Origin of the sequence: Kordiimonas aquimaris (assembly GCF_025574485.1) — a bacterium.
Classification (GTDB): domain Bacteria; phylum Pseudomonadota; class Alphaproteobacteria; order Sphingomonadales; family Kordiimonadaceae; genus Kordiimonas; species Kordiimonas aquimaris.
This window is the reverse complement of sequence record NZ_JAOBPO010000002.1, coordinates 293844-319190: the sequence shown is the minus strand read 5'-3', so window position 1 is coordinate 319190 and position 25347 is coordinate 293844. Positions and strand designations below refer to the sequence as shown.

Below are 25347 nucleotides of genomic sequence, written 5' to 3'. Positions count from 1 at the left end.
GAACGCTGTAAGCGTTGTGGGCACTATTATTCGCTCAATATGTATGAAGCTTATATTGACAAAACGAAAACCAAACGATGTAGCAGCTGTGCACCTGCTACCGAGCAACACACGCAGGGCCCTTCGGCCATTTAAACGCTGACGCGCTCATAAACCTGAGCTGTGTAGCTCATGCGACCACGGTACAAACTGCCCTCTTCGTTAAACTGGCGCACAACACTGGCGTTCTGCAACCTGATTTGCAACAGATCAAAAGCCAACGTTTCCAGTTCGCCGCCAACAAATACATTATCAACAATGGCCATCAGTTCTTTGGCTTCCATCTGGCTAGGCTCGTTGGACCAGACGATAATTTCAAAAGTGATGCGCGCACCTACCCTGTCTTTCACTAAACCAGGCGCAATGCTTGTTTCGCCCATAGCAACATAAGGAAATGCAGCATCGGTTATTGGCTGGTCATATATACCATGAACACGCTGCGAGAGCGTTATGTCTGACGTAAGCGCCGCAAAAACCACCTCCTGCAGTGTGTGTGCAACAAGGCTTGTCATGACACGCTTCCTTTCTGTACATCGGTGCGGCTCATCTGCATCTCTAATGAAGGGTTCAAAAAGCCATGTTTTTGTTTTGTTGTTATACGGTACATGGTGCCGCCTAAGCGTGCATGACTGGCAGTCATAGAGGTTTCGCAGTAACGCATAGTTACCGTCAGCCCCGTATTTTGTTTCTGTGTGTCTGCACGGTTGACAAGGTCTACAGTACTATCGGCAATGCTTGCCCAGACATCTGCAATAATCGGCGTTGTTTTAACCAAGCGTCCACCCGCGCCTTGGTGATACTCTTCGCGCATTAAACTGATACGGTGCCGCATCTGACCAAGCCCTGAATTCATAGCTGATCTCATAATCGCACCCGCTTGTATGGTGACAAAAGTGCCATAATTCCTGACGATTTCATCACATCATGTATTTGATTGCTATCACCGCGATTAAAATAAAGTGTTGTAATCAAGAGTAACAGCGCCTGATGAATATCTGCAGGAACGGCATTCCAGTCTGCACCAAATCCTGCGGTAATATTAATACGAATACCATCTATTTGCGCCGTCATAGCAGGCCACCGCATATGAGGGGCCAAACATACATACGGTGTTAAACCTGTTTGCACGATGTACTGGCTAATTGGCCATAGCATATCAGCACCGGTATTGTCCTTTAAGTGAATAGAATTAACGGCTTGCAATGGCCTTACCGGCAATACCAATTGGCCATTATTTTGCCTTGGCAATTCACTCAAATATACGTCAAATTGGCGGCTGATAAGTGCCAAACCTGTGGTGGCTTCTATCATTCGTTCTGCTGTGGCGATAAAAGCATTTAACTGACCGTCTTCTGCTGTACCATCAATTCGCAGATGCTCTTTCACCTCAGCCAATAGTATTGCTGTGGTGGCCTTGAGGCTTACTTCTTCTATGCGCATAATCATCGCTCCATAATACGTAAGCTGAGGCTTCGGTCAGCTTGCCGACCCGCATCTGTTTCTATCCGGCAGGTAAGGTGGTATCGCCGCCCTGCTATGCCGCCGCTTACATAAACGCCTTGGACTGTGTCACCGTCTATGATGTTACCAAGCGTTGGTGCCGATGTGTCACTCGGTGTAATCGACCATTCAGTCGATGTTATTGCTTCACCGGCGACAAGCCATGTTGTCCAGTCAACGCTGTAATCAACGGTGCTTTGTGGATCTTTTAAATAAAGTGTCAAGGTGCCGTGCCTCCGGATTGCGAACAGGTATATGCTCTTGTTATGATGATGTAATTGTTAGCCACCCTGCCGGCGGCGTCTCAATTTTCAGCACACCATTGATCGCCTCCAGCGCATTGCCTGATGGATTAAGGTCAACGCAGATCAAAAGCTGTTTTGATGAGGCTGGCGCAGCAACTGAACCATAAGCCATTACTAGAAATCTAAACGGCGGCACTGTGACTGGATCACCAAAAATTATGGCGTCTGTCGCCAATGACCAACTGCCATTATCTGCGATTACAGCAATGCCATTTACGGGGCGCGGACTATAGTCAAAACCGGTGATTTCATGTGATGCTATATCAGCAAAAGTTTCCTGTCCGATTTGGTCAGGTACGAACGCTGGCGTCATGAGGTGCGCGGACAAACCAGCCCCACCAAACCCTGGCAAAGCACCTAACAAAACAGCGCGCATGGCTTGCTGATAAACAAATGTATGTACTGAAGGCATATTTAGACCTTTAGGCAAAAAGGTGGACTATCGTGTGCTTGAACACTGACAGCTTCAGTGATAACGGCGACAGGAGCAGATGGTTGCACTGTGGCTCTACGCTGTGCTGACAGACCGTGGCTGAGCTGTGCAAGCCAATGTGCAACATGAACGCTGGCCAGATAAGCGCTGCCCTGACTGACCCGACACAGATTATATTGCCTGCTCGATGCATCTGGAGCAGCAGCCAGGCTATTGCTTGCTAAAATCATAAGGCTCTTCTTTAAAGACGACATTATTGATGATGACGCGCGGCAGCCCATACAAGGCAGCCGCATTGTGTTAGTGACAAATTTTCTAGGCAAATGCTTCGTCAGCAGACGATGCTTTTGCTATAACGGAAAGCGCATTGAAGGCATCAACATATGCGGCCATTTCAGCGCCCTGAAGTTGTGTTCGCTGTAGAAATTGCAAGATTATCTGCGCCTGCTTTGAGGTAAGCGCCCCGTCATGTGCTATAGGGTTAGCAGTGCCTTCCGTTGTTGTAATGGTTTTCGGTGATGTCATGGTTATACTCCTTTTATTGGCAGTAAGATTTACCGCCTCACAATGAGCACGGCATGATTGAATTCATTTATAAGTTAGTCTGAACGCAGGCTTGATTATGTTGGCGAGCAAAAATGCCTAGCCATTGCTAGACCGAGAAACCTCGATCCAATAACCTGATTTGAACATCAACTGCATTGTGTCGTGAATGCTGATCATGGTGAAGTCGGTACCGCATTTTATATTACCGCTATCATTATGTTTGACGGTAATGGGTCGACTATCACTTGCTATCGAGATGATAAGCACATCACCTTCCGCACCGCCGATAATGTTTTGTAAATCATCAACAGGGTCATCGTTCTCTGTATCAATGATATGAAAAGCCCGGCTAACCAAGATTTGACCTGCGGTGATTGTCAGATCAGTTGGCGCGCCCAGGTTAAATTTACCGACATCAGTTATATTGCTGCCCTGGAAATCCGCTCCTGCGCTGCTCAGAGATAAAACATCAACAGCCACCCCGCTTGTGTTTGTGGGCGAAACAGTAATGACCGACGATGCAGTGTCAGTGTCAAAGTTGGCAGAAATTCGCCCTCTAAGGCTTCCAGCAGAGTTTAGCCACTTGAGTGAACCAATCCCATTACCTGCGACGCCTGAATTACTGCGCTGGATATTCACATCAGCAGCGTTGCCTGCCGCAGCAACAGTTAAGCTACTCACGCCGGTAATGAGGTTGCTTCTGAAATTCCATGCTGCTGCCGAATGGTCAAAATTTAACGCATCCAAAGCACCCGCCCTAAGCCGAATGTCATTTGCTTGCGTTGCGTGGCTCTCTCCGTATAAAATGAGGTTACCGCCTAATGAACTGGTAGATCCGCCTGAAACGTACACTGCTGAAGCTGCAGTCCCTCGTGTTACTTCTGTGAGACCCGTAATTCTATTACTTTGATAGTTCCATTCAGCAGCACTGTTGTCCCAACGCAAACGCGCTGTGGCTCCCGTTCTAAATAGTATGTCGTTGGCGTCTGCCGCACCACTCGCATACAATAAAAGATTTGCACCAGTACTTCCTTCTCCCCCGTAAATATCTAAAGCACCTGTCGTATCTGAACCCGTAATTACACCTACTTCTACAGCACCTGTAGTTCTAATATCGTTACCTTGGAAATTCCACTCGTCCGTCGACGCATCAAACAGTAATATGTTGGTACTATTTCTTCTAAACGCTATGTCATTTGGTGTGGACGCATGAGACGCGGGATACATGACAAGATTGGCACCGGCACCTGTCGCAAGGTCTGAGCCGACTACTATTCCCCCCGTACTATTGTTGCTGAGTATGCTCCCCGCCACCACTATGTCATTCTCGAAATTAGCGGCTGTACTCGTGAGATATACCGTTCTGGCACCACCAACAGTGAAGGATAATTCCCCTGCTGCTGGCAGGTATATACCCGTACTATCTTCATTCGAGAAAGTATAAGAAGGATCACCTGCTGAACCATTGGGTAGTCTGATCTCATTATTAAGAGTAAGAACCTCTACCCCACTCACATTATTACCTTGGAAATTAGCAGCGCCTCCGCTGCTAATAGATAGTCTTAAAGTCCCTTGTAGGGTTGTGATGTCAGATGCTGTGTAAACATTAAATGCGGTTGCGGCATTACCCAATATAGAGCCGCCGCCAAGATTTAAGGTGTTATTAGAGGCATCGGAAGCCATAAAGAACGCAGTAACCATTTCTTCTGAATTTAGATAATGAGGCATTCCAACACGAGCAGCTTTCAGTTGAGCGTTGGTCAGGTCAGTTCCGTCACTATCGCCACCAACTGCGAGACTAAAGTCTGACCCATCATTTACCCAAAGGCCGCGATTGCCTGTCACGCCAGTTGTGGCACCAAACACCGCGCGTTCTACAGTGTTTGCTGAGATGCCAATTTGCCCGTCGGATTTACTAAAAAAACCTGTGTCGGTGTCGTTGCTAAAAGAAAATGTAGGACTACTCGCAGCGCTTGCAGCACCACGAATAGTGTTGGCAGTTACTACGTTAATGTTGAACAAGTTGGTGTTTTTAAAATCCCAATATGCGGCGCTGTTATCCCACTGTAGCCTATCGGTAGAGCCCGTTCTGAACAAAAGGTCGTTTGCCTTAGTGCTGTGAGTACTGCCGTATAAAAGAATATTAGCACCAGACGTGTCTGGTCCACTGTATATGTCTAACGCCGAAGCGGTACTATCCCCATGCAGCGATGCGGCTCCAATAATCTCGTTACCTAGGAAATCTGCTGTAGACGTACTTAAAGTAAACTGCGCAGCACCTCCAACGCTGATACCGTATACATCAGCAGAATGCACATAGGCCCCCATATCGGTATGGCCTGTGAAGGAATGTGTTGGCACAGCAGCCGCTCCTACACCACCTCTAAAGTTAGTGGTCGAAATAATATTCGCACCAGAAGTCATAGCGCCAGAAACTGTTAGATTTCCTGCATTACTTAAGTTCATTTGCTCTTGCGGGCTTGAGTATGGGTCAGAACCTGTATACCAAAACATTTTCCCTGAAGAAACTAAGGTGTGAAAGACAGAACTCCCCGAGGTGTCGGGGTTATACGTTACTGCATACTGACCCGTGGTGCTTAACATACCGACTTCTGTTCGCCCTTTAAGGGCAGCAACACCGTTAACATTAATGTCACTAGAAAAAGTCGCAGTCCCGTCTATGGCAACATCTTCATAAAACCTGAACAAAGTATCGCTGGCGTCATAAAACATAACATTAGCGGCGTTACTACGCAGGAGTATGTCTCCAGGGTTTGTCGGATGAAACTCACCAAAAAGAAATATGTTGCCGCCCTTATGTGCAGTGTCGCCGCCAGCGAGTACAAATTGGTCATCATTAACATTTCTCGTAATTCTATCTCCACCTATGGTGATGATCCCTGTTGGTCCATCTATGGAAATAGCAGAATTATTAATGTCCAGGTCTTGCCATGCGCTGGCACCATAAGAGTATGCCCCTATCCTGTGCTGACCTCCGGTCGTTACATCCATAAATGTGATTGGCTCGGTACCAATCGCACTCTTGATACCACCCTTGGCAACCGTTGCTTCCGATGCAATTAAAAAGCGTGTCGCGCTTACATCACCTGTTGTGATTAATTCACCAGTTAACGTGAATTCTCTACGGCTGTCATCCCATCGAGCCCACGCTACATTACCACCCCTGAAGCTCATATCATTGGCAGACGTTACATGGTTTTCAGCAAACATCTGAATGTTTGCCCCAAAAGAACCACCCGATGTGCCGCCGCCGTAAACAGGCGCTCCAGTATCCGAAAGCCCTTCTATTCCGAAATCTTTAACTGCCAGATTTTTAAACCGAGCATTACCGCTAATAATGAGATCAGTATTCACACTAACCAGATCTTGCTCAAAAGCCGTAACGGCATTAACACCGTTTATATCAATTCTCAGCCCGCCATTTATTGTCCCCAGGCCTACTAATCTGTTGCTTACGGCAGACAGCCCGTTCCATCCATTAATATTGAAAATCGAGCCAGAAGCTGCACCGCCTGTTTGCCCTATTGTCATTTGAAAACCATTGACATTTAACTCACCTGCGAAGGTAGCGTTATCAGAGTTTACAGCAAAATCAGTATCGCTCAGCGTTGCCCTTACGCCTTGAGATGTGAGAAATTCCTGCGTATCAGTTGCATGGTTATATCTTATCTGTCCGCGATCCTGCACATCATCTGAAAACGCCAAAACCGAAAACGCATCTGCACCAGATTTAATATCAACTTTTCCGCTTCCTGTTTGAGCGGAACCGACGGTCAGGTTCTCGGTAATAGTTACGCCGTTATTGACCATCAATAAATCTGCAATGGTCACACCGGCGCCGTCCGTCATTTCCCTGATCACATCTGCATCCACGGTAGAGTCGAGCAAGAAATCCGCAGTTGCAGCACAAAATACGCGAGCATTACCGGTCAAGCCAATCGCGGTTGCCCCTGATTTAGTGTAAACGCCGTCAACCAGTGTTTCACTTACTACCGTGCGTGAAAGCGTATCAGCCGCCGAGAGTGTGCCCGTACCAATTTCATAATTGTCGCCGTCCTCAATCACGTAAGTCACACTGTCACCAACAGTGAAGGCATCTGCAAATGTGATGTGGGCCGAAAGTGCGCCGCCCAGCGTAATATCACCTGTGCCTGTTGTTGCAGTATATTCACGAACCCTGTTGGCTAGCATCGCAGTGAACCTTTATGAGAGGAGAAAAAGAAAAAAGCCCAAAGGCCAATAAAAAAGGCGGGATAAAACCCCGCCTTCATGTTCGTCTATTACCGCGTTAAGCTTGCTTAGGCAGCAAACTCAAGCAGCTTGATCGCTTCAGCATTCACCACAGCACCACCAACGCGCTTGGTCGCGTAGAAAAGCACATTTGGTTTATCGCTGTATGGGTCACGCAGCACCCGTGTGCCAGTACGCTCCACAATCGTGTAGCCACGTTCAAAATTACCGAACGCCACAGCAAATGCACCGGTCGCAACATCAGGCATATCTTCTGCTTCCACCACAGGATAACCCAGCAGCATGTCAGCCTGGCCTTCAATCAAACCCGGTCGCCAGATAAAGTTACCATCGCCGTCTTTCATCTTGCGCACTTCGGCAAGTGTTGCGCTGTTCATGACAAACTTGGCACCTTGGCGGTAACGCGCCTTCAGTGCATGCACCAGGTCAACGAGGTTGTCAGGTCCATCAAAGGCACCCGATGCCGTGGTTGTCACCTTACCAATGCTGCCAACAACAGACGTATGCAAAAACCCGGTGGGTTTGTTCACACCGTCACCGTTAATAAAAGCGTCGCCTTCTTTGGCAGCAAAGGCTTCTGCCACTTCTTCCGTTAGCCACGCTTCTGCGTCAAACTGCATGTCATCAAGCGCACGCTGTGTCGCCGCTGCATTGGCGTATATCTCGCCGGGTGTGATGGTAATTTCCTGCAACGAGGGCGTCGCCGTCTCGCTGCGCGCACCCGCTTCACCGACCCAATCAGATCCTGTGCCACCAACATTTAACAACCGTGTGTAATTGGATGTCTCGATGGTTTTCACTTTACAGATGGAGCGCAGCGGCGACAGGTCACGCAGTTGCTTTTCAATTTCTGTGTCAATCACATGCGGCACAGCAAAGCCACCGTCGCCGCCACTTGCCGTAGATAAGCCCTTGGCTTCAATCTGCTTCAGTTCACTGTCATCACCGCGTGCGATAAAACCATCCAAAAACGCATGCTTATGTTCAAGCGCGTCCGACGCGTGCGCATCTGCACCGCCGCCGTTAGGGCGGGCAAACTTTGTCTCCAGCGCATCCATGCGGTCTTTCAGGCCAAGAATGCCGTTTTCTGCTGCGTCGGTATAATCCTCAATCGCAGACTTCAGATCAGTCATTTCCATGACATCTGTCCTTTCAATATATTTGGTATGAGAGAGCGGTCATGCCACTCGGTTGGCCGCTCGGTTGAAAGGCCACATGCCTGCCTCGCGCAGACCAGAAATGGCCGTGTATCAGCCAACGCGCATCAGCATCACGCTATGCACATCAGGCAAATAAAAGCCCGGCAACATCACTGCACCGGGCTGAAATTCGATTAGTTTTTTTTAAGCTACAGCACTAGGTGCACTGATTGGAACGCCGCACCTTTGCGACCTGCACATTATTGCCAGAGCTAACGAAAGCTTCCTTAAGCGACTTCGAAGCATCCAATCTAACACCGCCTTTTTTCAGGTCAAACTCACTCATACTTAAGCCCACGGTTGAGGCGACCATCCGTTTCAAATTGCACACCAGCATACCATCAAACTCAAAGTTCGCAGTGCGGGTACGCTCACCATCATGATTAATATAGATATAACCGCGCGCAGCGTAACTGGCGCTTGATGCCACCATAATTAGCATCGCTGCACTTAAAATACGTTTCATACTCATCCCTCAAATCGTGTTGCACCTCAATACTTCACGTATTTTGTATACTAATATAAACGCACCAAACATTCAGGTGTATGAAATGTTGCATTTTGCTCGCTTATGTTCTTATTATGTTCCAAATGCATGCAGGAGCGAACAATGTTCAAGTTCATAACGGGCCTTATGGCAGGTGTCGCAATTATGTTTGGGTATACCAGTTTTACAAACAGTCATACAATGACCCAAACCGATACGTCTGAAGACATCATGAATATCAGTGGCGTTTGGTATGGTGTTCACAACAATTTCAAATTGCGCCGAAAAATGCTTATAAGCGGTGAACCTCCTATTTCACTCACGGCAACAGAGCCATTGTTAGCGTTTTCGTTAAACGACATTCAGAGCGGCTGCGTTATCCCTGCCTATAAGGGTCCGTTACCAGGCGAATTTAGGATTGAAGTTTACTTCAAGCCTGAGGCACGCCGAAAGATTGGCCGCGTATTAGCCGAAAGAGACGGTAAAAAACATTCCTTCAGACTGTTTGGTAATGAAGGTGACCGTTTCGTCGCCAATAAAGATGCCGCCGTGCATTTCGTCAATGTTGCCGACGCTTACCCAACTGTCGAAGATATTGACCCCAATATTGACCTTGAGAAACCAGGTGCCTTTGATTACGACGCAGACGTTGTCTTCACATTCCCTCAATCAGCGTCACTATATGCTTGGTCATTAGCCAAAAGGTTACTGGGCGGTCGTGAAAAATTGCTAGGCTGTGCGCCACATATCGAACTGACCACTGCTATAGGTTACAATGAGAGCTTGTTTTAGGTATCATTCTAACGGTTATTTTCTACGAGTTCATTTTGTGAGTAAAGCCTATAACGCTCTTATGAAACCGTGACATTAAATCTGCGCTTATACTTACCGATGAATTGTAACCTCAAGGCACCGCGGTTCTTCTCTGCATCGGTCAACTGATTAAAACCGGGAATATCGATGGTAAACAGATGCTTGCCTTTAACGGCACGTTGGTGTTGCCAAATAGCTGGTTGACCGGGGCGTGTAGGGACCAGCACCCATATATCAATCACCAAATCATCATAGCGAGTGCCTTCTGGTTGCTCAGAAATTGACTCGCCCATGTCAACTCTTGCAGGTGAGCTAGATGGTTTAAATGTACATATTCGGCTTTTACTATTAGCTTCCAGCTCAAAATAAGGGATATTTTTCATCTCAATTCGCTGCGCACTCTTCTTCAGCATGTCTGACAAAACAGCCGTATCTTCCTTAGATGCTAGACCATCACCACTCTTAAAGCCCTTCGCCGTAATTGCTTTGGCCCGACTGCGGGAAAAACCGTTCTCACGCAGGAAACGCTCAAAACTACGTGGATCACGAATACTGGGATCTTCAATATCTGTCTGACTATTCAAAGCAGGTTCCTTTTGCTTAACAGTTTGAACGCGCGCAAGCTCGTTGGCCGGAAACGTCACAAGGGACACTTCCATCAAGTCTGCGCGGGTAATTTGGCGGGCGCCCGATGCGCTGCTGCGCTGTGCCTCTTTGGTTACAAAACCAATCGATAGGCCGTTAAGGGCGCCCATTTTTAGAAGTTCGTAGGCTTCCGCCCCCTTGCCTGTTTGCGACAGGCGACCTTTCACAAACAGGCCTTTTGCATCTTCGCGCACCACATCAAACCGCCCGATGGGCTGCTTGGGGTTATGTTGCCAGAGAAGGGCTGGCAAGCGTTCCTTCAAGCTGCTTGCAAACGCGCCTTTGGTGACCACGTCACCGTCGCGGTCCACATTACCAAATACAGCGCCGTAACCTTCAAATTCGCCAGGCATACCGCCTGCTTTCACTTCAAGCGGCAAGTCAATAATATCGCGCTCGGCCTGAACAGATGATGTCCGGGATGCTGCCATTGGCTATTCCTTTGGATTAAAGATGATTTAAGGTGTTGCGGGTTACCGCGCGCCTGCTGGACAGTGTTTTAGGCACCTGTTAAAACAGCAAACTATAAAAACAAGGATTACACGACATACCATCACACACCGAAATAACCGCACCGCCGCCAACTGCCGACATGGCACAGCTAACCCCAACCACAGGGGAAACTGCTCAGGCGGAAAATACTCTGATAAACGCTACTCAGGCGAATTCTGATCAGGTGGCCTCCGCACCCTCTAACGACAAATATCGTTTCTGGCTGTCGTTCACCGCGCTGCTGTTGTCTATCCTGTTTGGTGTTCTTGGGGTTGGCACCTTCGCGGCGGGCCAAGGCCTTGCGTTGGAGCACACGGACCCTGTCAAAGTTGATGAGACAATTTTCCTGTTTAAAATGATTGGCACTGTCGTGCTTGGCATCACCATTGGATGCCTTTGGATCGCTTACAAGCTAAGACCCGGTGGGGGTTAACTAATTCGATATCTTGCTTTCTCTTTTGATTATAGAAATTTGATTTTTTCTTCTGAACCAAAAATATATACCTAAACACCAAGACACTATAACTAAAATTCCGCTCGCCCATTTCATCCATGTAATAAATGAACTAGCCAATGCGTCCATTGGCTCAGCACCTACAAATTCAATATTGAGTGCAATAAAAATAGAGAGAAAAAACGATCCTACAGAAAAACTAATATTCGAGATAAAGTTCCATGCCGTAAGGTTTTCTAGTTCTGATTCCATTACCCCATACACCGTAGGTTTCCTCTCAACATAAAGTGGTTTTACTGTGGAACCATCAAAGCCAGATTGCGGATCAGCCGTTAGCTGTGGAACAGTATCGTTATTTTCTTTATCAGTCATCGGTCGCCTCCACCTCTAATAAGCCCATTACAACGGCATTAAAGTACCTAGTGGAACCACAATTATTGCAAACAACCATGACTTGAGGATACGAAGGTCCTCCTATTGTTAGCCCACCTTCATTAGCTATAATTGGTTGTACAATATGGTCAGCGATAGACATTTTATTAGAGCCACATTCTTTACATATACCTCCGTTAGGTGCTCGTTTATTTAAAAAATCCGCAATCTTTTGTTTTTCTGTTTTACTCAACATGTTCATGCCTCCAAGTGAATGGATTCATGAATATCGCGTTTTCAATAGTTTTTCAAATACACTATCTTTATTTCCCGAACCCAAGTACCGTGCGTTTTTCCTCGTCACTGAGGAACGCAGCGTTTGCGATACGGTCAAACTTTGCGGCACGTTTGGCGCTAAGGGCCGGTACATCATCGAGGTCCAGTGTTAGCTTTAATTGTTGCTTGTCATCTCGTCTTGCAGACGTTTGCAAGGCGCGTGTTCCGCCATTGAAGTCAGGCACCAGCCAATTGGTCAATTCCTGCGCTATGTCTTGTGCCAGCGGAATGATTGTGTCTTCCCACAGGCTTTGCCGCGCTTCTGCGTAGTTCGCATAAGTTTGTGCATCAGGCACCCCCATCATTTGCGGAGGCACACCAAACGCAAGTGCGATTTCGCGGGCGCTCATGTTTTTGGCAGATGCCCAGTCCATATCCTTGGGACTTAACCCCATGTCCTGCCACTTAAGGCCACCCTCGAGCAGAAGTGGCCGGCCTGCATTCACGGCACCTGTATACTGGTTCTCAATTTCCGATTTCAGTTTGTCAAACTGCGCGTCAGTAAGTGGTGCGTCTGCCTCGTCCTGATACAGCACACCTGAGGGCGTACCGCCGTTTTGCACCAGTGCAAGGTTCCATCGGCTGCTTTCGTTATGCGCATCAACCGCCATGGCCGCCGCTTCAAGCGGCGCAAGGCCGTACCAATCGGACAGCGGATTAAACGTTTTAAGGTGCAACACACTGTCAGCATCAAAGCGTTGTTTTTTACCGGCTAACTGTTGCTCGAAACCGGCAGGCAGGCCGTCCGTGCCTTCAACCACCTGCATGGTGTCAGGGCGCAAGAGCCACAGCTCCTTGGGCATACCGCCGTCAGGCCCAACCTTCACTGCATATGCATTGCCTGCAATCAGGTAATAGCCAACAAAGTTATAAAGAAAGTTCTCGCCTTTCAGCTTCGGGTTGGGGCGCGCCAATAGTGCGAGTAATGGATGATCGCTTAACCGCTCGTCACCGCGCATCAAGGTAAACGGAATGCTGGCAACAGCCTTTGCCACCAGATTAACGGCGCGGTATGCAACAACATTTTGCCTGTAGCCTTCATCCGCCAATCGGTCATAGCGCCGCGGCGTGGAAACAGCATTGCCGGGGCCAACCCGCGCCCAAATGGGCCTGTTTGCCTGCTTGGCCTCAAATCGTTTTTTGCCCTGCTCAGCATTAAGGTTTTTATCGGGTTTAGGACCAAATAATCTGTCGAATAACGCCATCAAAGAGTCCTTATATTAGGTGAATTTTTACGGCCCAACATCAGTTCGGTCAGCGCCCAAACCAACGCATCCATCCGGTCAGGGCTGGCACATGTTTGTCGTGCGCCTGTGTATGTGCCTGTGTAGTTGCACATCTGGTCTTCAAGCTGCGGGAACGTGCCGTAATGCTTAACCCGCCCCTGTTCATACAGCGCAGCAACAGGTTCAGCGCGAGCGATTTTACCGCGCGATGCGTGCACACCGCGGTATGCAATGGTCGGGTCTATCTCACGGATAATCGTTTCAACCATTGCGCCGCCCATATTCACCTCAGCTACCAAACGGTCAGCTTCAAGTGTGTGGTAAAGTGCGGCAGCGCGTGAAGCCCAGCCGTTCGGGCTGAGGCCCTGCATGCTTTGGTCATCCAATACATATGCTGTGCCGTTTGCTGAAATGCCAGCGGCAACAATGCCGCATTCATCTGCATTCTCCCCCATACTGGCGGGTGGATCCACTGCCACAACAATGCGTGTAAGCGGTGGATGTGTCTCAGTGCGTGCATCTTCGATAGTGCCACGCAGCCAAAGCGCGCCGGGCGTGTCTTCTAGCAACTCAGCCATCAGTTCCTGACGACCAAGGCGTGTGCCACTGTACCGCGCAACAATGTCACGCCGAAAGCTGGGTGCCAGATTTTTCAAATTATCAAATGTGCTGCCTTTGGTAATGGCGGTTTTCTTGTCTGCTGTCAGCCGTTTCAACAACGGCACCGGCCGCGGTGTTGTAGTAACAAGTGTGCGTGGTTTACGACCAAGGCGCAGGCCAAACAACAGCATATCATAGGTCATGTCAGCCTGTTTCCAGGCGCATAGTTCGTCGCACCAGGCGGCGTCATGTTGCGGTCCGCGCAGGCGCTCGGGCTCTTCCGCACTAAACAGGGTTGCAATAGCACCGTTTGGCCACGTGAGTGTGCGCTTTGATGGTTCAAATTTGGGCTTGAACCACGGCGGACAAACAGCGAGCAAGCCGCTGTCGCCTTCAACCATCACTGCGCGGGCATCATGCAGTGTGGGCGCAACCAGCGCTATACGCTGGGCTTTTCCGCCTTCAACAAGACTGCGCACCCATTCGCTACCCGCACGCGTTTTACCAAACCCGCGCCCTGCCAGCATCAACCAAGTGGACCATGCCCCTTTTGGTGCCCGCTGATTTGGCCGCGACCAAAAATTCCAGTCATATGATAATACAGCAGCTTCTTCGTCGGTCAGGCTATTCAGAAACAGGCGTCTGTTTGCATGTGTCATGGACCGCAATGAATTTGCTGATAAGCGCATCGCGTGTTCCTTTAAGGTTCAGCTGGTCAGTGCCCGCGCCTTGTTTGGCAGTTTTACTGCTCGCAGATGTCGCGCCGTAGCGGTCTGGCCTACGGGCTTTCAGCAGAAACATCAGCATCGTGTCTGAATAATCGGCCACATGGCCAACAACCTCGCCGGAGCGATAAACAGGTTTTTGCACACCGTTAACGGCGCGCCGGAAGGCCTCTTCTTCAATGATGTCAGTGCCAGCCTCCTCGGCTATCACCCATGCTGTAGCAAAAATCGTATCGCGTTCGCGCCAGCTATGCGGCACATCATGCGGCACACCCGCAGCTTCAGCTGCTTGCCGGACAGAGCAACCACTTGTCAGCGACTGCAAAAATGTTTGTTGTTCTGGTGTAAATGCACGCATCTCTTGCGCATGTGAAAAATCCTGTTGGTCTGCCTTCGCTGACTGCAGCGGATCCATATGCCTTACACCCTAATAACTATTTATTTGTGCCCCAATAAAAACGCCGCAGAAGTTTCTCTTGCGAGGTCTTTGCGGCGGCTCGACACACTTTCTCAATGTGACTGTACATATGGTGCATCAATATGGGTTTGGGTGCAAGCTATTTTTACGTTTTTCGTAAATTATTTTACATCGCCATTACTAATGTGGCAGAACCATTGATGTTTCACCTAATTTAAGTGAATTTCTTTCGCACCCTCTGACCCATACAACGACCACGACAGCAGCACGCAGCAAAACAATCTCCACAAGCTGCATAAATAAAATTACACCAGACCATAAAATTTAGTTGTAAAATGCAATCGTTTAAATATCATCCAATGATGATATCGCGCTTTGGGGGTGCTCACCAGTATTTGACTAAAAATCATCATTACTTTGCTTGTGAACTTCGCACAAAGAAAAAGCCCGCTCCGAGATTTTGTCCCGAGAGCGAGCTAATTCAGTCACTATGGCTACTACGACTTTGCCTCAAAGTCTGCAGCGAGGCAAGTATTTTTTTATTTAAATTTGAGTCTAATCCTGGTCGTTTAGTCAGGATCGAAAAAGGGTCGTCGCCATAATGGTTTAGAATTTTTGTGTCGAGACAACACTGAATACCAAAGCATTAGTTTACTCGGTAATCATTAATTTTTTACTAGCCAACACACAACAGAGACGATAAAAATAGCGCCACACAGGGGGCTTCATAAGTTAATTGGTTCGGGAGACCACGCTTATGCAACATGATTGCGCAAATGCAAAATATAGCCACGGCATTGCTTGCTGGCTTGGGCTTATTAGTTTTTTTGTTGTTATCGGTGGGGCGTTCTACTGGAGCATGGCGGCTAGCTAGCCTGCAGCTGCATCACTTCATTGCGCTAACATGCATGGTTATTCTGTTGTCGTAGAGTGAGACTGCGGCGCACCGTACCCAACATCCACATAATGCTGATCGGTAATTTTTGACCGCGCCGCGCCGCCTTTGGGCCGCGGCATTGTCTGGTCCAGATTGGTAATCCCCAACAAACCAACAATAAACTGGCGGCCTGCGCTCTTGTCTATCAGCGGGAATTTCAGGCTTTTCATTGTGTATGTCTGATCATCACGAAACGTCACTTCACGCGTTATCATTGAGCCACATGGCACGCGCAGTATCTCCTGCATCACATCCCAGTATATGTCGCGCTCATGCGGTGGGCAAACATCCAGAAAATTATTACCTGTGAGCGTTTTGGCAGACAACATATCAAGTGCGGTTCCCGCAATGCGCACTTCCAGCATTTCAGGCGGAATAACCTCAAGTAGGAAAACATGGGGCAACAAGTAAGCAATGCCACTAGGCCTAAACAAGTGCCTCTCGGCAATTTTTCCATCACTGGCTTCGCATGTCTGCTTCCAGTATTGCAGGAAAGTCAGATAATCGTTCTGGGTTAAGCTCATTAGCGTATCTATCTCCCCAATACTGTAACTTTATGGGACACTTTTCTCGCGCGCAAGTACTTGTGCACTTTTTACGCTAATAGTACTCTCTTTTTATACTTTTAAGGGAAACACATCCCGCACACTCCCCTGCAATTATGCCTGCGCCAACACAATTTGTGCGAGCCACTTCAGGCCGTTATCGTTGCGGCGCTTCAATGTCCAACGTGAGAGGTCAGCACCCAAACTGCGCCTCACTTTGGCCCAGGGAATTTTTGCAGAGACTTCACCGTCCTGATGCCACGCTGCCCAAAATAATATTTGCCGATCTGCCACATCTGGCAGCAATGGCAACATATCAAGTGCAGGCTGCATCGCATCAATTTCTTGTGGCTCAATGCGTATACGGCGCCGCGCCTGCATATAGCTCATGCCAGCGGGTGCATATGTGCCTGGTGTTTGCGCACCCTCCGGCCACATCATGGTACGCATCCGCATAAAACTACGCTCCCTGTCAGGCAACCGGCGTAGCGTCCATGTGGCACTGACAAGACGTCGTTCTACCGTTGCTGTCATATCGGCGAGGCGGTCACCTTCATCGCCGAAATTTTGCCGGCTTTCTGCGCTGGGCATACTAATGTGAACCATGTTGGCTTTCCTTTTGTTATCATTGAGGGTCGTTGTGTCTTTAGATATCTGCACGCAGCCATCCCCACGATGCAGCATAGGCACTGTATATTTCGGCAGGTATATGGCTGGTGCAGGACAAGCGCGGGTTCGGCCCAAGCTCGGCTGGTAAAAACACCGGATGGTCCCGATCAATAAACCAGTGCTGCGCCATATAATCACCACGAAACCGGCTTGCTGCGTCGCCGAGCAATTGATGCCAGTGGTCAACATTTACAGGATCAAATGGTATTTTGCGATGCTCACAAGCCAACAATGCCCGCGCGGCTGCATTGTCCTGCACGCGCTCATACATAGCCTCAAGCACTGCAGCCCGAAAATAAGCCAGCATGCGCGGCGGTTTGCCCGTTCGAGCCACCTCGCGCGTCATCACAGCCTGAACTGTCGGTGACATATCAGCATGCATATCCACACCTGCATCGTGCCAGGCATGCAGCACCCTGTCGTCCAAACGCACGCCGTCACCGCAAACAGCACGTGCAGCTGCGCGCCACATCTCCAGATCAAAGTCATTACTTATATCCTGCAGGTCAGCGGCAGCAGGCATTGTTTTGGCTTTGGTTTTGGCTGCTATTTGTTTTGCTGCCACGTCCATCGCCTGATCGCTTGTACTTTCGCTATGCGTTTGCTGCGCTGCTTGTATCACTGAAGCCTTGCGGTGCTGGCTTCTTGCCTTGCTGGTTGCACGCCCGCCACGCGCACCATTTGCCTTGTTGCGGGCCACACGCATAGACACACCCGCATATACAGAGGTCAGCTTTTTCTGCCGCCACAGGCCGCCTTCCACAGTAAAAAAGTCAATCAACGCAGGTTTTATCCGTCGCCACCGCGTCGGTGACAGACCAGCAATTCGCGCCAGTGTTTTGTCATTATCCTTAAGTGCGCACCCACGTGACCGCCACGCACATATCAACAACAACAGGTATGCACCATGTTCTTCAGTTGTCAGATGCCGCGTATCTGCCAGATAAGCATCCGTGAACAGTGGCAATGCAGGAAATTCAGCCATACAGGCCTTTCTCATAATGTGCGGACAGCACGCACGTTTGGGGTGGGTTGAAATAATAATATTACGTTTATCGTAAGTTATGCAAACCCTTTTTGAAAAAAGAAACGCTTGCTATTTTTTACAAAATTCGTAATATTTTATATATGCGATCACAAATATGGATAAAAGCCCGCCTGAAAGAGCGAGGCCATAAGATGAAAGACGTCGCCGCTGCGCTGTCTATTCCGCCACCACGTGTGACCGACATCATTAAAGGAATGCGCGAAGTACAGGTAGACGAGGTTGAAGCCCTTGCCATTCTGCTTGGTCTGTCACTGCAGTCATTGCTCAACAGCCTTAAGGCAGGCAAATTGCGCGATGCAGGCAATGACAACACAGCACCACTGCTGCCTGTGCTGGGCAGGCTGACCGGAAGCGGCATGGTAGAACCGGCAACGCCGCGTGACACCAAAGGAGTGCCTTTGCCGCCAGACGCAGACACAGCGGATGGTTTGTTTTGTTATATCATGGGTGATGACAGCATGAGCCGCGACATTCGTGAAGGCTCTCTGGTTATTGCCGGCGACCCCAAAATACACGGCACACTGCTGGTGCCTGGTGCTATCTTCATTATTGATCTCGGCAATGGTCGTCTTGTGGCACGCAGTTATGTCATTGCTGGCGGTGAACACTGGCTCATGCCTATGGCGGAAACGCCTAACCCGCAACACGCCCAGTTTCGCTTTTCCATGTTACCAAAGGATATGGATAATCACCGCATGGCTGCCAATGACGACGCCGACGCATCCCTGCACCGCACGATCAGACCTGATGATGTGAAGGCAACGGTGATGTGGGTCCACCGCCGGCATGCTGTTACTGCAGAGTTGAGCTGATGCGCACGCTCCTATACAGCACGGTCTACATTATACTGACCAGCTTCTTGAACGCAGAAGAAACGACTCAAGGCCACAAGCCTGGAACAGTATTTCAGGACTGCGATGTTTGCCCAGAAATGGTAGTTATCCCACCCGGAACATTCATGATGGGTAGTAGCTGGAACCCTATTACAAAACATGTAACCACCCCCATACATAAAGTGACCATTGGTTACCCGCTTGCAGTGGGTAAGTTTGAGGTAACCTTTGATGAGTGGGATGCGTGTGTCGAAGATGACGGCTGCGATGGTTACAGACCCAGTCATATTGGGTGGGACAACAAAGCACACACGCACACATGGGGCCGGTCAGGTTACCCCGTATTCAAAGTATCATGGGATCATATTCAAACATATCTGGCATGGCTGAACAGCAAAACCAGCGGTGGCTATCGCTTACTGTCCGAAGCAGAGTGGGAATATATGGCGCGCGCTGGCACAACAACCAAATACAGCACTGGCAATACTATTACTGACCAGCAGGCTAATTTCCTGACAAAAGGCACAAGCCAAATACGAAGAACGGGAAACTGGGAAAAGAAAACCATGCCGGTTGGCAGTTACCCACCAAATGCTTTCGGCATACATGACGTACACGGCAACGTTTCTGAAATAGTAGATGATTGTTTTCACCTGAACTATGACGGCGCACCAACAGACGGCAGCGTTTGGACAGAAGGGTCGGATTGCAAGGGGCGCATGAAGCGAGGCGGCACATGGTCTAACCCCGCGCGTATCATCTACTCCAGCCAGAGAGGTGATGGTGCAGGTGTTAGGGGCAATCATCAATACAGCACTAGCCATGGCTTCCGCGTTGCCAAAACGCTGTCAGCAAACGATCCGAATAACCCGGGCAAATAAAAACGTCACTTCCTCCCTTCAAAGATTACCGTACTAATTTCATATTTCGTAATTTTCGTTCTTTACTTTATTTACGTTTTTCGTAATAATAGTCACACAACATCGATGAACAGGTTGGCGCACAGTATCCAGCAGATTGACACGAACAATCAGCCACACTGACAAGACCCTGCTCAAAACGTATTCGCAGGAATACCGGACCGCACGGCCACCACGTTTCAAACGAAACCCCCAAGGCGGCAAAGGCTTGTTCATTCGACAGTTGACCCAAAAGCACCGCGCGCAACAGCCGGTGCGGGACGGCGTAACCCGCCGACAAAAAGAAGGGGAGAGCCAATATATGCTCCCTGATGATGTACGCGGTGTAATATGCGACAGCGTATACACCCATAAAGGCCACCGCGCTGGCAACAGGCATGGGTGCTTCCCCGCCCCTCCCCGTTCATCCAGCCCGAATGTCAGAAAACTGCCGCTTGGAGCGCACACGCGCACGAGATGCAGCACAGGTGGTCCATCAGCACTGGCAATGTCAGTGCTGCACATCAGACGCACATGCCGCCGCCAGCATTGGCGGCACGCAAAACGGCTCTCCCCGACTATACCGGATACAATGATCCTGAACTGGTGTGCCCCTGAACGCACGCACACACTGGACACGTTAGAGGAATCGCCCAGAGCAATACTAAAGCGCTACATGATTATTCTGGTTGATGTTCGGTGCAGTTTTCTCGCAGCACACGATGATCGCGGTGCCTTTATGATTGATGCAGGCCTTGCTCGCCTTGCCAATATTTTACGCACAACAGCCAGCTGATGCCATTAATGCCGCGCACACCAACATCACTATTTTACAATTTATACTAGAATATCTGCTATAGTGTTGCTGTGCGGGGGCACATGGGGAGCAGACTGATGACACAAAATCAAAACGCAAAGCACTGCCGTTTAAGTGGCAAAGCAGGTTTTACTCAACATATCCAAAGGTCTATGCGGTTTATTTTCCGATTACTCTCACTTGGTATATTTGGTGTTGCCGCCTGCATCGAATTGCCAGAGCCAGTCAGCAAAGCACCCCCTTTGGACGAAGCCGTTGTTCTACTTGATGTTGTCAGCAACATATCAACAACACAAAACACAATAACATTGGAATGGAACGGGGCACCGTTGGCTGGCAGGCCTCTTCATTTTGTTTTTCAGCATAATGTACAATCGGCTGCGCGTGTGCCGCGCGCCGCACTGCAGCAAACCACAAATGAGGGAAGCTGGTCGGAACCACAGCCCATCGTTGCCTCACTCGCTCGTATACCAAACCGCCCAGGCAACCTCTCTATTTTATCTGTTGAAATCCCGAAAGACACGAGGCCCGGCCCTGTTCAGCTTTCCCTTACATTAGGCGAATACACTTTCCCGCCCATTCAACTTGAAGTAACTGTACCAACCATATTTTTGGCCCGACAACAGGCTTACCAGCAGGCCCAAAACGCATTGCAGGAAATTGCGGGAGACCAAAACCTTGTAAACTGGGCTGCACTGTACACCCCCCTGCCAACAGGCAGCCAGCTGATAAGAGGTCAAACCGGCCTTGATGCCATCACCATTGAAACTGACAATACATGGGCGTTCGAAGCCACCATATTTGACATGGAAACCGAAACACGGCGAACACAGGTTATTGTCGCCAATCAAGCCGGTGTGCTTTTGATGGAAGACAGCAATGGTGAAAGCCATGCCTTAAAAACCGAACAAGGCATAGAGCGCAACCATTTACCCAGCGGGCCATACAATGGGTGGTTCTGGCATCCGGATGGAAGTGTGCACCACTACCCGGATACACCGCGAGAGGTGGTATTAGCTACCCCTGACACACCAATCTTAAGAGGATCATACAACGGATGGTTTTGGCACCCGAACGGTGGCACCTACCGGTATCCTGCACCGCGTCCACGCCCCATACCGAAACCGAAGCAACCCAAGAAGCCTGACGTTCCCGGTACGCAGGAAAAACCTGACCCCGTTAAACCGCCAATTCCGCCTCGCTTCAAGCCACCAACAGACGAAGTGAAAAAAACATTCACACCAAGCGAATACGTACCATTGAAATACCGCACAAAAACATGCAGCACCGATTTCGTGGAAACCTTCGGCTTTAACTACCGGAGCTATTATAACGCACCCATCCGCCGGCGCGTTAAACCCGGCCTGCCGGGACCTGATGCCCGCATGGATTACACCCGCCTGCCCGCCATGTATGCTGATGTGTACTTCACGGTGGCACGGACATCTCCTCGCATGTACATAAAAGTTGGCCTTGATGCATTCATGGGGCCTTTCGACGACTTCGCCTGGACCCCGCCGCGCATTGAAGACGCCATCAAACGGGCCATCCGGTGGTATGCACAATACTGCGTGTATCTGACATTTCACCGTGTTGATCCACCAGAGTTAAAGCCTGACCATAAGGTGCTTGAGAACTATAAAAAATGGATAAAATCTTTACCGAGCACAACAGGCAAAGGTATAACTGGTGGCTATGTTGGCAGAGGCCATACAGCGCTGCTGAACCTGGAAGCAGCAACCCGCAAAGCACTGCCAAACAAAGGGGCACTAGCCGTCATTTTCATGGATCGTGTCGTTGACCGCAACAGCAAAGGCTACGTGCAGGCATCGCGTCCAACAGAGGCAAGCCTTGCCATTACCAGACGAAATGCAATTGCCATGCACGCCGTTGATGCTGATGATCCTTATGTATTAAGCCATGAGTTAATTCACGCCCTTGGGCGGAATGCCGGAACGTTGAACATTGGGAAATACAGTTGGCAGCACAGCCCCAACCGCAATGCGATGAGCCACCTGACCCGAAAGTCTATACTGAAACCTTCAGGGCTTAATGCACGGCGCGAATGGGATTTTGCTGAATATATTGATGCAGTTAATTCAGGGCAGTTGCGCAGCACACCTTAAAACTGATGCGAAAAGCCATTATAAGCGCCCCATGATATTGCGCAAAAAATGGACACGGTGGCCAATATTGCCGCCGTGTTTTGTACAATTCGGTTGTTCAAATACACCTCAATTAGTATCCAAAAAACACTATCAAAATTTTAGAGGAACTTTGTAATTCATTAATATAATTAGCAATTTTTTAACCAGTGATACGTAAACCAATGTTTATCGACGGGGGTCGTCGAAGGGCAGAACATGAACTTTATAGGGCAAGAGGTTTTCTTTGACAGAGATGACCTGATCGTTAGTAAAACAGACCTCGATGGACGCCTCACATACGTAAATCATACATTTATGGAAGTTTCCAATTACGAAGAGCATGAGCTCATCGGCAAGCAACATAATGTCATCCGACACCCTAATATGCCGCGTGCCGTATTCGAGATGTTGTGGTCCACGATCAAATCAGGCAACGAAATATTCGCCTATGTGGTTAACTCAACCAAGTCCGGTGATCATTACTGGGTAAACGCACATGTAACACCTAGCTTTCGCGGTGGTGCCATTGTTGGATATCACTCCACGCGCCGTGTGCCCAGCGCTGCCACAATCACGGGAAAAATCATTCCGCTCTACGACGAAATGCTGGCCATCGAAGCGAGCAACAGCAGCAAAAAAGAAGGCTTGCAGCAGTCTGTGGCCACTTTCAAAGCCAAACTGGCTGACCTCGGAATGAGCTACGACGAATTTGTCGCCGACTTGAAAAAGGATGACTGATATGGATGATCAAACAATGCACATGTCCCCTGAAAATTTTGCACAATCCGACGCGGCGGTTAGTACAGAAAAGTTAAAAGAAATTCTGGCGGTTGTGACCAATGTGTCCCGTGGTAATTATGAAAACCGCATCAGCGGAATCACTCTTAATGAAGGCCTCGAGCGCGATTTGTGTAACCGCGTCAACGAGATGATCGACAGGGCTGACGCATATGTCCGCGAGTCGACAGCATCACTACATTTCGTTGCCAAGAACCAATACTTCAGGCGTATCACAACGCAAGGCATGCTTGGTGCATACGGCGATGCTTCGCGTGAGATAAACAGCGCAGCAGACGGCATCGCTGAAAAGATGGGACAATTCAGCGGAATTGTTAACGAAATCACATCAGCGGCAGACACCTTGAACGAAAGTGCCACCGGATTGACAGGCACTGTTGGCTCAACGACAGAAAAAACCAAGGCTGTTGCTATCTCTGCTGAAAAAGCAGGATCAAATGTACACACAGTTGCAGCTGCTGCTGAAGAACTGAACGCCTCCATCCATGAAATTAATCAGCAAGTGTCCAAATCAACAGAAATGGCACGCGATGCTGTGCAAGAGGCAGAAAGAACTAACGAGATTGTCAACAGCTTATCCCAGGCTTCAAAGCAAATTGAACAGGTTGTCGGATTGATTAACGACATTGCCCGCCAAACCAATTTGCTTGCCCTAAACGCCACAATTGAAGCTGCACGCGCAGGTGAAGCTGGCAGAGGCTTTTCCGTTGTGGCCTCCGAGGTGAAAGGTCTGGCCGTTGAAACAGCCAAGGCAACACAAGACATCCAATCACAGGTTACCGAAATTCAAACCGTGACAGAAACTGCTGTGGCATCCATAACCGGCATTGGCAAAACCATTGGTACACTCAATGAGTATTCATCATCCATCGCAGCAGCGGTTGAAGAGCAAGGCGCAGCAACACAGGAAATTGCCCGCAATGTAGAAGAAGTGTCCATTGATGTAAACGAGGTGACCAGCAACATTACTGAAGTAAATGGTAATGTCAGCCAAGTAAACACCATCTCGGGCGATGTTTTAAGCGTCGCAACAGGGCTTGCAGATCAGGCGAAAAGACTGAGCAACACTCTGAACAGCTAATCTATACATCAAGAAACAGACTAACCGCTACTGGCGGTTAGCGCTCTGTTAGCAACAGTTTCGCAGCAAGACCGAAGAAAACAGCTGATGCGGTTTTATTAATAATATTCTGCACTTTGGGTGTGCGTGCAAACGCATCACCCAACTTGCCGGCAACAACAGCAACAACGGAAAAAACCACAAGTGTTACGGCAAAAAACACACTGGCAAGGATTAGCATCTGTCCTTCAATGTTACCTGCCACCGGGTCGATGAACTGCGGCAAGAAAGCCAGAAAGAATATCGACACCTTGGGGTTCAGTGCGTTCATGATGATCCCGCGCCTGTAATAGGCAGCACTAGACATGTGGCGTGACTTTCCTGCCTCCGGGCCCGCAGTTTCCATGGGGGCAGCGCGAAAGCTTTTCCATGCAAGATAAATCAAATAAGCAGCACCCAGAACCTTCAACGTGGTGAATGCCGCAACCGAAACCTGAATAAGTGCCGCCAAGCCAAATACAACTGCCGCTGTGTGAAACAACAAACCGGTCGCAAGACCGAGTGTTACCATCAGCCCGGCCTGCGGGCCATGCATAGCTGACTGGGTCAGCACAAATATATTATCCGGCCCCGGCGCCAACGAAAGCACAATGGAGGTGGCAGCAAAGGCAGCGATAATTTCAAGCGTCATGAGAACAAACCTTCATAAAACATGCATGCAAATCACAGATC

The 25347-nt window shown here is 49.1% G+C and carries 28 protein-coding genes; 8 read left to right on the top strand and 20 right to left on the bottom strand.

Annotated elements, in window-relative coordinates; all coding sequences use genetic code 11:
• Nucleotides 1-131 precede the first annotated feature (131 nt).
• The 10 genes from OEU88_RS07265 to OEU88_RS07220 form a co-directional block, all read right to left on the bottom strand.
• Nucleotides 132-551, bottom strand: coding sequence for a DUF3168 domain-containing protein (locus OEU88_RS07265; RefSeq protein ID WP_262694481.1), 420 nt, complete (start codon nucleotides 549-551; stop codon nucleotides 132-134).
• Nucleotides 548-904: a head-tail adaptor protein gene (locus OEU88_RS07260; protein WP_262694480.1), complete on the bottom strand. Its 357-nt coding sequence runs from the start codon at nucleotides 902-904 to the stop codon at nucleotides 548-550. Before OEU88_RS07260 ends, OEU88_RS07265 begins: the two co-directional genes overlap by 4 nt.
• Nucleotides 901-1479, bottom strand: a complete 579-nt coding sequence (locus tag OEU88_RS07255) for a head-tail connector protein (protein WP_262694479.1) — start codon at nucleotides 1477-1479, stop codon at nucleotides 901-903. The genes OEU88_RS07260 and OEU88_RS07255 overlap by 4 nt, the downstream gene beginning before the upstream one ends.
• A gap of 2 nt (nucleotides 1480-1481) precedes the next feature.
• Nucleotides 1482-1763 (bottom strand): phage fiber-tail adaptor protein, encoded by a 282-nt coding sequence (locus OEU88_RS07250; protein WP_262694478.1) that lies wholly within the window; start codon nucleotides 1761-1763, stop codon nucleotides 1482-1484.
• 40 nt (nucleotides 1764-1803) lie between these two features.
• A complete protein-coding gene (locus OEU88_RS07245; RefSeq protein WP_262694477.1) occupies nucleotides 1804-2256 on the bottom strand; it encodes a hypothetical protein in 453 nt (150 codons plus the stop codon).
• A 2-nt stretch (nucleotides 2257-2258) separates the two neighbouring features.
• Complete coding sequence (locus OEU88_RS07240; RefSeq protein WP_262694476.1) at nucleotides 2259-2507, bottom strand: hypothetical protein; 249 nt, start codon at nucleotides 2505-2507, stop codon at nucleotides 2259-2261.
• An 85-nt stretch (nucleotides 2508-2592) separates the two neighbouring features.
• Nucleotides 2593-2802 carry a hypothetical protein gene (locus OEU88_RS07235; RefSeq protein ID WP_262694475.1) on the bottom strand — a complete coding sequence of 70 codons (210 nt, stop codon included), beginning with the start codon at nucleotides 2800-2802 and terminating at the stop codon, nucleotides 2593-2595.
• Nucleotides 2803-2919: 117 nt separating this feature from the next.
• Complete coding sequence (locus tag OEU88_RS07230; protein ID WP_262694474.1) at nucleotides 2920-7035, bottom strand: beta strand repeat-containing protein; 4116 nt, start codon at nucleotides 7033-7035, stop codon at nucleotides 2920-2922.
• 107 nt (nucleotides 7036-7142) lie between these two features.
• A complete protein-coding gene (locus OEU88_RS07225) occupies nucleotides 7143-8234 on the bottom strand; it encodes a phage major capsid protein (protein WP_262694473.1) in 1092 nt (363 codons plus the stop codon).
• A 217-nt stretch (nucleotides 8235-8451) separates the two neighbouring features.
• On the bottom strand, nucleotides 8452-8760 hold the full coding sequence (locus tag OEU88_RS07220) for a hypothetical protein (RefSeq protein WP_262694472.1): 309 nt from the start codon (nucleotides 8758-8760) through the stop codon (nucleotides 8452-8454).
• Nucleotides 8761-8904: 144 nt separating this feature from the next.
• On the opposite strand from OEU88_RS07220, the gene OEU88_RS07215 reads away from it, so the two are divergent.
• The gene (locus OEU88_RS07215) at nucleotides 8905-9573 is read left to right on the top strand and encodes a hypothetical protein (RefSeq protein WP_262694470.1); all 669 of its coding nucleotides are present in this window, start codon (nucleotides 8905-8907) and stop codon (nucleotides 9571-9573) included.
• 59 nt (nucleotides 9574-9632) lie between these two features.
• Here the strand turns inward: OEU88_RS07215 and OEU88_RS07210 are convergent, their stop codons facing one another.
• Nucleotides 9633-10670 carry an HK97 family phage prohead protease gene (locus tag OEU88_RS07210; RefSeq protein ID WP_262694469.1) on the bottom strand — a complete coding sequence of 346 codons (1038 nt, stop codon included), beginning with the start codon at nucleotides 10668-10670 and terminating at the stop codon, nucleotides 9633-9635.
• A 161-nt stretch (nucleotides 10671-10831) separates the two neighbouring features.
• Between OEU88_RS07210 and OEU88_RS07205 the strand changes: the two genes are divergently transcribed.
• The gene (locus OEU88_RS07205; RefSeq protein ID WP_262694468.1) at nucleotides 10832-11164 is read left to right on the top strand and encodes a hypothetical protein; all 333 of its coding nucleotides are present in this window, start codon (nucleotides 10832-10834) and stop codon (nucleotides 11162-11164) included.
• On the opposite strand, the gene OEU88_RS07200 is transcribed toward OEU88_RS07205, so the two are convergent.
• The 8 genes from OEU88_RS07200 to OEU88_RS07165 all read right to left on the bottom strand — a co-directional run bounded on the left by OEU88_RS07200 (nucleotide 11165) and on the right by OEU88_RS07165 (nucleotide 17998).
• Nucleotides 11165-11557: a hypothetical protein gene (locus tag OEU88_RS07200; RefSeq protein WP_262694467.1), complete on the bottom strand. Its 393-nt coding sequence runs from the start codon at nucleotides 11555-11557 to the stop codon at nucleotides 11165-11167. It abuts the gene before it with no gap.
• The gene (locus tag OEU88_RS07195; protein ID WP_262694466.1) at nucleotides 11550-11813 is read right to left on the bottom strand and encodes a hypothetical protein; all 264 of its coding nucleotides are present in this window, start codon (nucleotides 11811-11813) and stop codon (nucleotides 11550-11552) included. Before OEU88_RS07195 ends, OEU88_RS07200 begins: the two co-directional genes overlap by 8 nt.
• Before the next feature lie 67 nt (nucleotides 11814-11880).
• A complete protein-coding gene (locus OEU88_RS07190; protein ID WP_262694465.1) occupies nucleotides 11881-13098 on the bottom strand; it encodes a phage portal protein in 1218 nt (405 codons plus the stop codon).
• Entirely contained in the window at nucleotides 13098-14408 is a 1311-nt protein-coding gene (locus tag OEU88_RS07185) for a DNA-packaging protein (RefSeq protein WP_262694464.1), read from the bottom strand. The genes OEU88_RS07190 and OEU88_RS07185 overlap by 1 nt, the downstream gene beginning before the upstream one ends.
• Complete coding sequence (locus OEU88_RS07180) at nucleotides 14344-14859, bottom strand: hypothetical protein (protein ID WP_262694463.1); 516 nt, start codon at nucleotides 14857-14859, stop codon at nucleotides 14344-14346. The genes OEU88_RS07185 and OEU88_RS07180 overlap by 65 nt, the downstream gene beginning before the upstream one ends.
• Nucleotides 14860-15774: 915 nt before the next feature.
• Nucleotides 15775-16323 (bottom strand): PAS domain-containing protein, encoded by a 549-nt coding sequence (locus OEU88_RS07175; RefSeq protein WP_262694462.1) that lies wholly within the window; start codon nucleotides 16321-16323, stop codon nucleotides 15775-15777.
• A gap of 135 nt (nucleotides 16324-16458) precedes the next feature.
• Nucleotides 16459-16950: a hypothetical protein gene (locus OEU88_RS07170; protein ID WP_262694461.1), complete on the bottom strand. Its 492-nt coding sequence runs from the start codon at nucleotides 16948-16950 to the stop codon at nucleotides 16459-16461.
• Nucleotides 16951-16990: 40 nt separating this feature from the next.
• Complete coding sequence (locus OEU88_RS07165) at nucleotides 16991-17998, bottom strand: YdaU family protein (RefSeq protein ID WP_262694460.1); 1008 nt, start codon at nucleotides 17996-17998, stop codon at nucleotides 16991-16993.
• A gap of 143 nt (nucleotides 17999-18141) precedes the next feature.
• Between OEU88_RS07165 and OEU88_RS07160 the strand changes: the two genes are divergently transcribed.
• From OEU88_RS07160 to OEU88_RS07135, 6 genes are all read left to right on the top strand, one after another.
• Complete coding sequence (locus OEU88_RS07160; RefSeq protein WP_262694960.1) at nucleotides 18142-18873, top strand: helix-turn-helix domain-containing protein; 732 nt, start codon at nucleotides 18142-18144, stop codon at nucleotides 18871-18873.
• Nucleotides 18873-19775: a formylglycine-generating enzyme family protein gene (locus OEU88_RS07155; protein WP_262694459.1), complete on the top strand. Its 903-nt coding sequence runs from the start codon at nucleotides 18873-18875 to the stop codon at nucleotides 19773-19775. Before OEU88_RS07160 ends, OEU88_RS07155 begins: the two co-directional genes overlap by 1 nt.
• Nucleotides 19776-19911: 136 nt before the next feature.
• Nucleotides 19912-20589, top strand: a complete 678-nt coding sequence (locus OEU88_RS07150) for a hypothetical protein (RefSeq protein ID WP_262694458.1) — start codon at nucleotides 19912-19914, stop codon at nucleotides 20587-20589.
• A gap of 98 nt (nucleotides 20590-20687) precedes the next feature.
• On the top strand, nucleotides 20688-22736 hold the full coding sequence (locus tag OEU88_RS07145; protein WP_262694457.1) for a hypothetical protein: 2049 nt from the start codon (nucleotides 20688-20690) through the stop codon (nucleotides 22734-22736).
• A gap of 237 nt (nucleotides 22737-22973) precedes the next feature.
• Entirely contained in the window at nucleotides 22974-23495 is a 522-nt protein-coding gene (locus OEU88_RS07140) for a PAS domain-containing protein (RefSeq protein ID WP_262694456.1), read from the top strand.
• Between the two features lies 1 nt (nucleotide 23496).
• The gene (locus tag OEU88_RS07135; protein ID WP_262694455.1) at nucleotides 23497-24636 is read left to right on the top strand and encodes a methyl-accepting chemotaxis protein; all 1140 of its coding nucleotides are present in this window, start codon (nucleotides 23497-23499) and stop codon (nucleotides 24634-24636) included.
• A 37-nt stretch (nucleotides 24637-24673) separates the two neighbouring features.
• On the opposite strand, the gene OEU88_RS07130 is transcribed toward OEU88_RS07135, so the two are convergent.
• A complete protein-coding gene (locus OEU88_RS07130; RefSeq protein ID WP_262694454.1) occupies nucleotides 24674-25306 on the bottom strand; it encodes a LysE family translocator in 633 nt (210 codons plus the stop codon).
• Nucleotides 25307-25347: the final 41 nt, after the last annotated feature.

Excerpts from the sequence above, each read along its gene's own strand:
- OEU88_RS07130 (WP_262694454.1), bottom strand. The coding sequence starts at position 25,306 with ATGACGCTTGAAATTATCGCTGCCTTTGCTGCCACCTCCATTGTGCTT.
- OEU88_RS07255 (WP_262694479.1), bottom strand. The coding sequence starts at position 1,479 with ATGCGCATAGAAGAAGTAAGCCTCAAGGCCACCACAGCAATACTATTG.
- OEU88_RS07190 (WP_262694465.1), bottom strand. The coding sequence starts at position 13,098 with ATGGCGTTATTCGACAGATTATTTGGTCCTAAACCCGATAAAAACCTT.
- OEU88_RS07230 (WP_262694474.1), bottom strand. The coding sequence starts at position 7,035 with ATGCTAGCCAACAGGGTTCGTGAATATACTGCAACAACAGGCACAGGT.
- OEU88_RS07245 (WP_262694477.1), bottom strand. The coding sequence starts at position 2,256 with ATGCCTTCAGTACATACATTTGTTTATCAGCAAGCCATGCGCGCTGTT.
- OEU88_RS07240 (WP_262694476.1), bottom strand. The coding sequence starts at position 2,507 with ATGATTTTAGCAAGCAATAGCCTGGCTGCTGCTCCAGATGCATCGAGC.
- OEU88_RS07225 (WP_262694473.1), bottom strand. The coding sequence starts at position 8,234 with ATGGAAATGACTGATCTGAAGTCTGCGATTGAGGATTATACCGACGCA.
- OEU88_RS07180 (WP_262694463.1), bottom strand. The coding sequence starts at position 14,859 with ATGGATCCGCTGCAGTCAGCGAAGGCAGACCAACAGGATTTTTCACAT.
- OEU88_RS07200 (WP_262694467.1), bottom strand. The coding sequence starts at position 11,557 with ATGACTGATAAAGAAAATAACGATACTGTTCCACAGCTAACGGCTGAT.
- OEU88_RS07145 (WP_262694457.1), top strand. The coding sequence starts at position 20,688 with ATGACACAAAATCAAAACGCAAAGCACTGCCGTTTAAGTGGCAAAGCA.
- OEU88_RS07195 (WP_262694466.1), bottom strand. The coding sequence starts at position 11,813 with ATGTTGAGTAAAACAGAAAAACAAAAGATTGCGGATTTTTTAAATAAA.
- OEU88_RS07220 (WP_262694472.1), bottom strand. The coding sequence starts at position 8,760 with ATGAAACGTATTTTAAGTGCAGCGATGCTAATTATGGTGGCATCAAGC.
- OEU88_RS07165 (WP_262694460.1), bottom strand. The coding sequence starts at position 17,998 with ATGGCTGAATTTCCTGCATTGCCACTGTTCACGGATGCTTATCTGGCA.
- OEU88_RS07170 (WP_262694461.1), bottom strand. The coding sequence starts at position 16,950 with ATGGTTCACATTAGTATGCCCAGCGCAGAAAGCCGGCAAAATTTCGGC.
- OEU88_RS07175 (WP_262694462.1), bottom strand. The coding sequence starts at position 16,323 with ATGAGCTTAACCCAGAACGATTATCTGACTTTCCTGCAATACTGGAAG.
- OEU88_RS07205 (WP_262694468.1), top strand. The coding sequence starts at position 10,832 with ATGGCACAGCTAACCCCAACCACAGGGGAAACTGCTCAGGCGGAAAAT.
- OEU88_RS07210 (WP_262694469.1), bottom strand. The coding sequence starts at position 10,670 with ATGGCAGCATCCCGGACATCATCTGTTCAGGCCGAGCGCGATATTATT.
- OEU88_RS07265 (WP_262694481.1), bottom strand. The coding sequence starts at position 551 with ATGACAAGCCTTGTTGCACACACACTGCAGGAGGTGGTTTTTGCGGCG.
- OEU88_RS07260 (WP_262694480.1), bottom strand. The coding sequence starts at position 904 with ATGAGATCAGCTATGAATTCAGGGCTTGGTCAGATGCGGCACCGTATC.
- OEU88_RS07135 (WP_262694455.1), top strand. The coding sequence starts at position 23,497 with ATGGATGATCAAACAATGCACATGTCCCCTGAAAATTTTGCACAATCC.
- OEU88_RS07155 (WP_262694459.1), top strand. The coding sequence starts at position 18,873 with ATGCGCACGCTCCTATACAGCACGGTCTACATTATACTGACCAGCTTC.
- OEU88_RS07235 (WP_262694475.1), bottom strand. The coding sequence starts at position 2,802 with ATGACATCACCGAAAACCATTACAACAACGGAAGGCACTGCTAACCCT.
- OEU88_RS07185 (WP_262694464.1), bottom strand. The coding sequence starts at position 14,408 with ATGCGCTTATCAGCAAATTCATTGCGGTCCATGACACATGCAAACAGA.
- OEU88_RS07215 (WP_262694470.1), top strand. The coding sequence starts at position 8,905 with ATGTTCAAGTTCATAACGGGCCTTATGGCAGGTGTCGCAATTATGTTT.
- OEU88_RS07140 (WP_262694456.1), top strand. The coding sequence starts at position 22,974 with ATGAACTTTATAGGGCAAGAGGTTTTCTTTGACAGAGATGACCTGATC.
- OEU88_RS07160 (WP_262694960.1), top strand. The coding sequence starts at position 18,142 with ATGCGATCACAAATATGGATAAAAGCCCGCCTGAAAGAGCGAGGCCAT.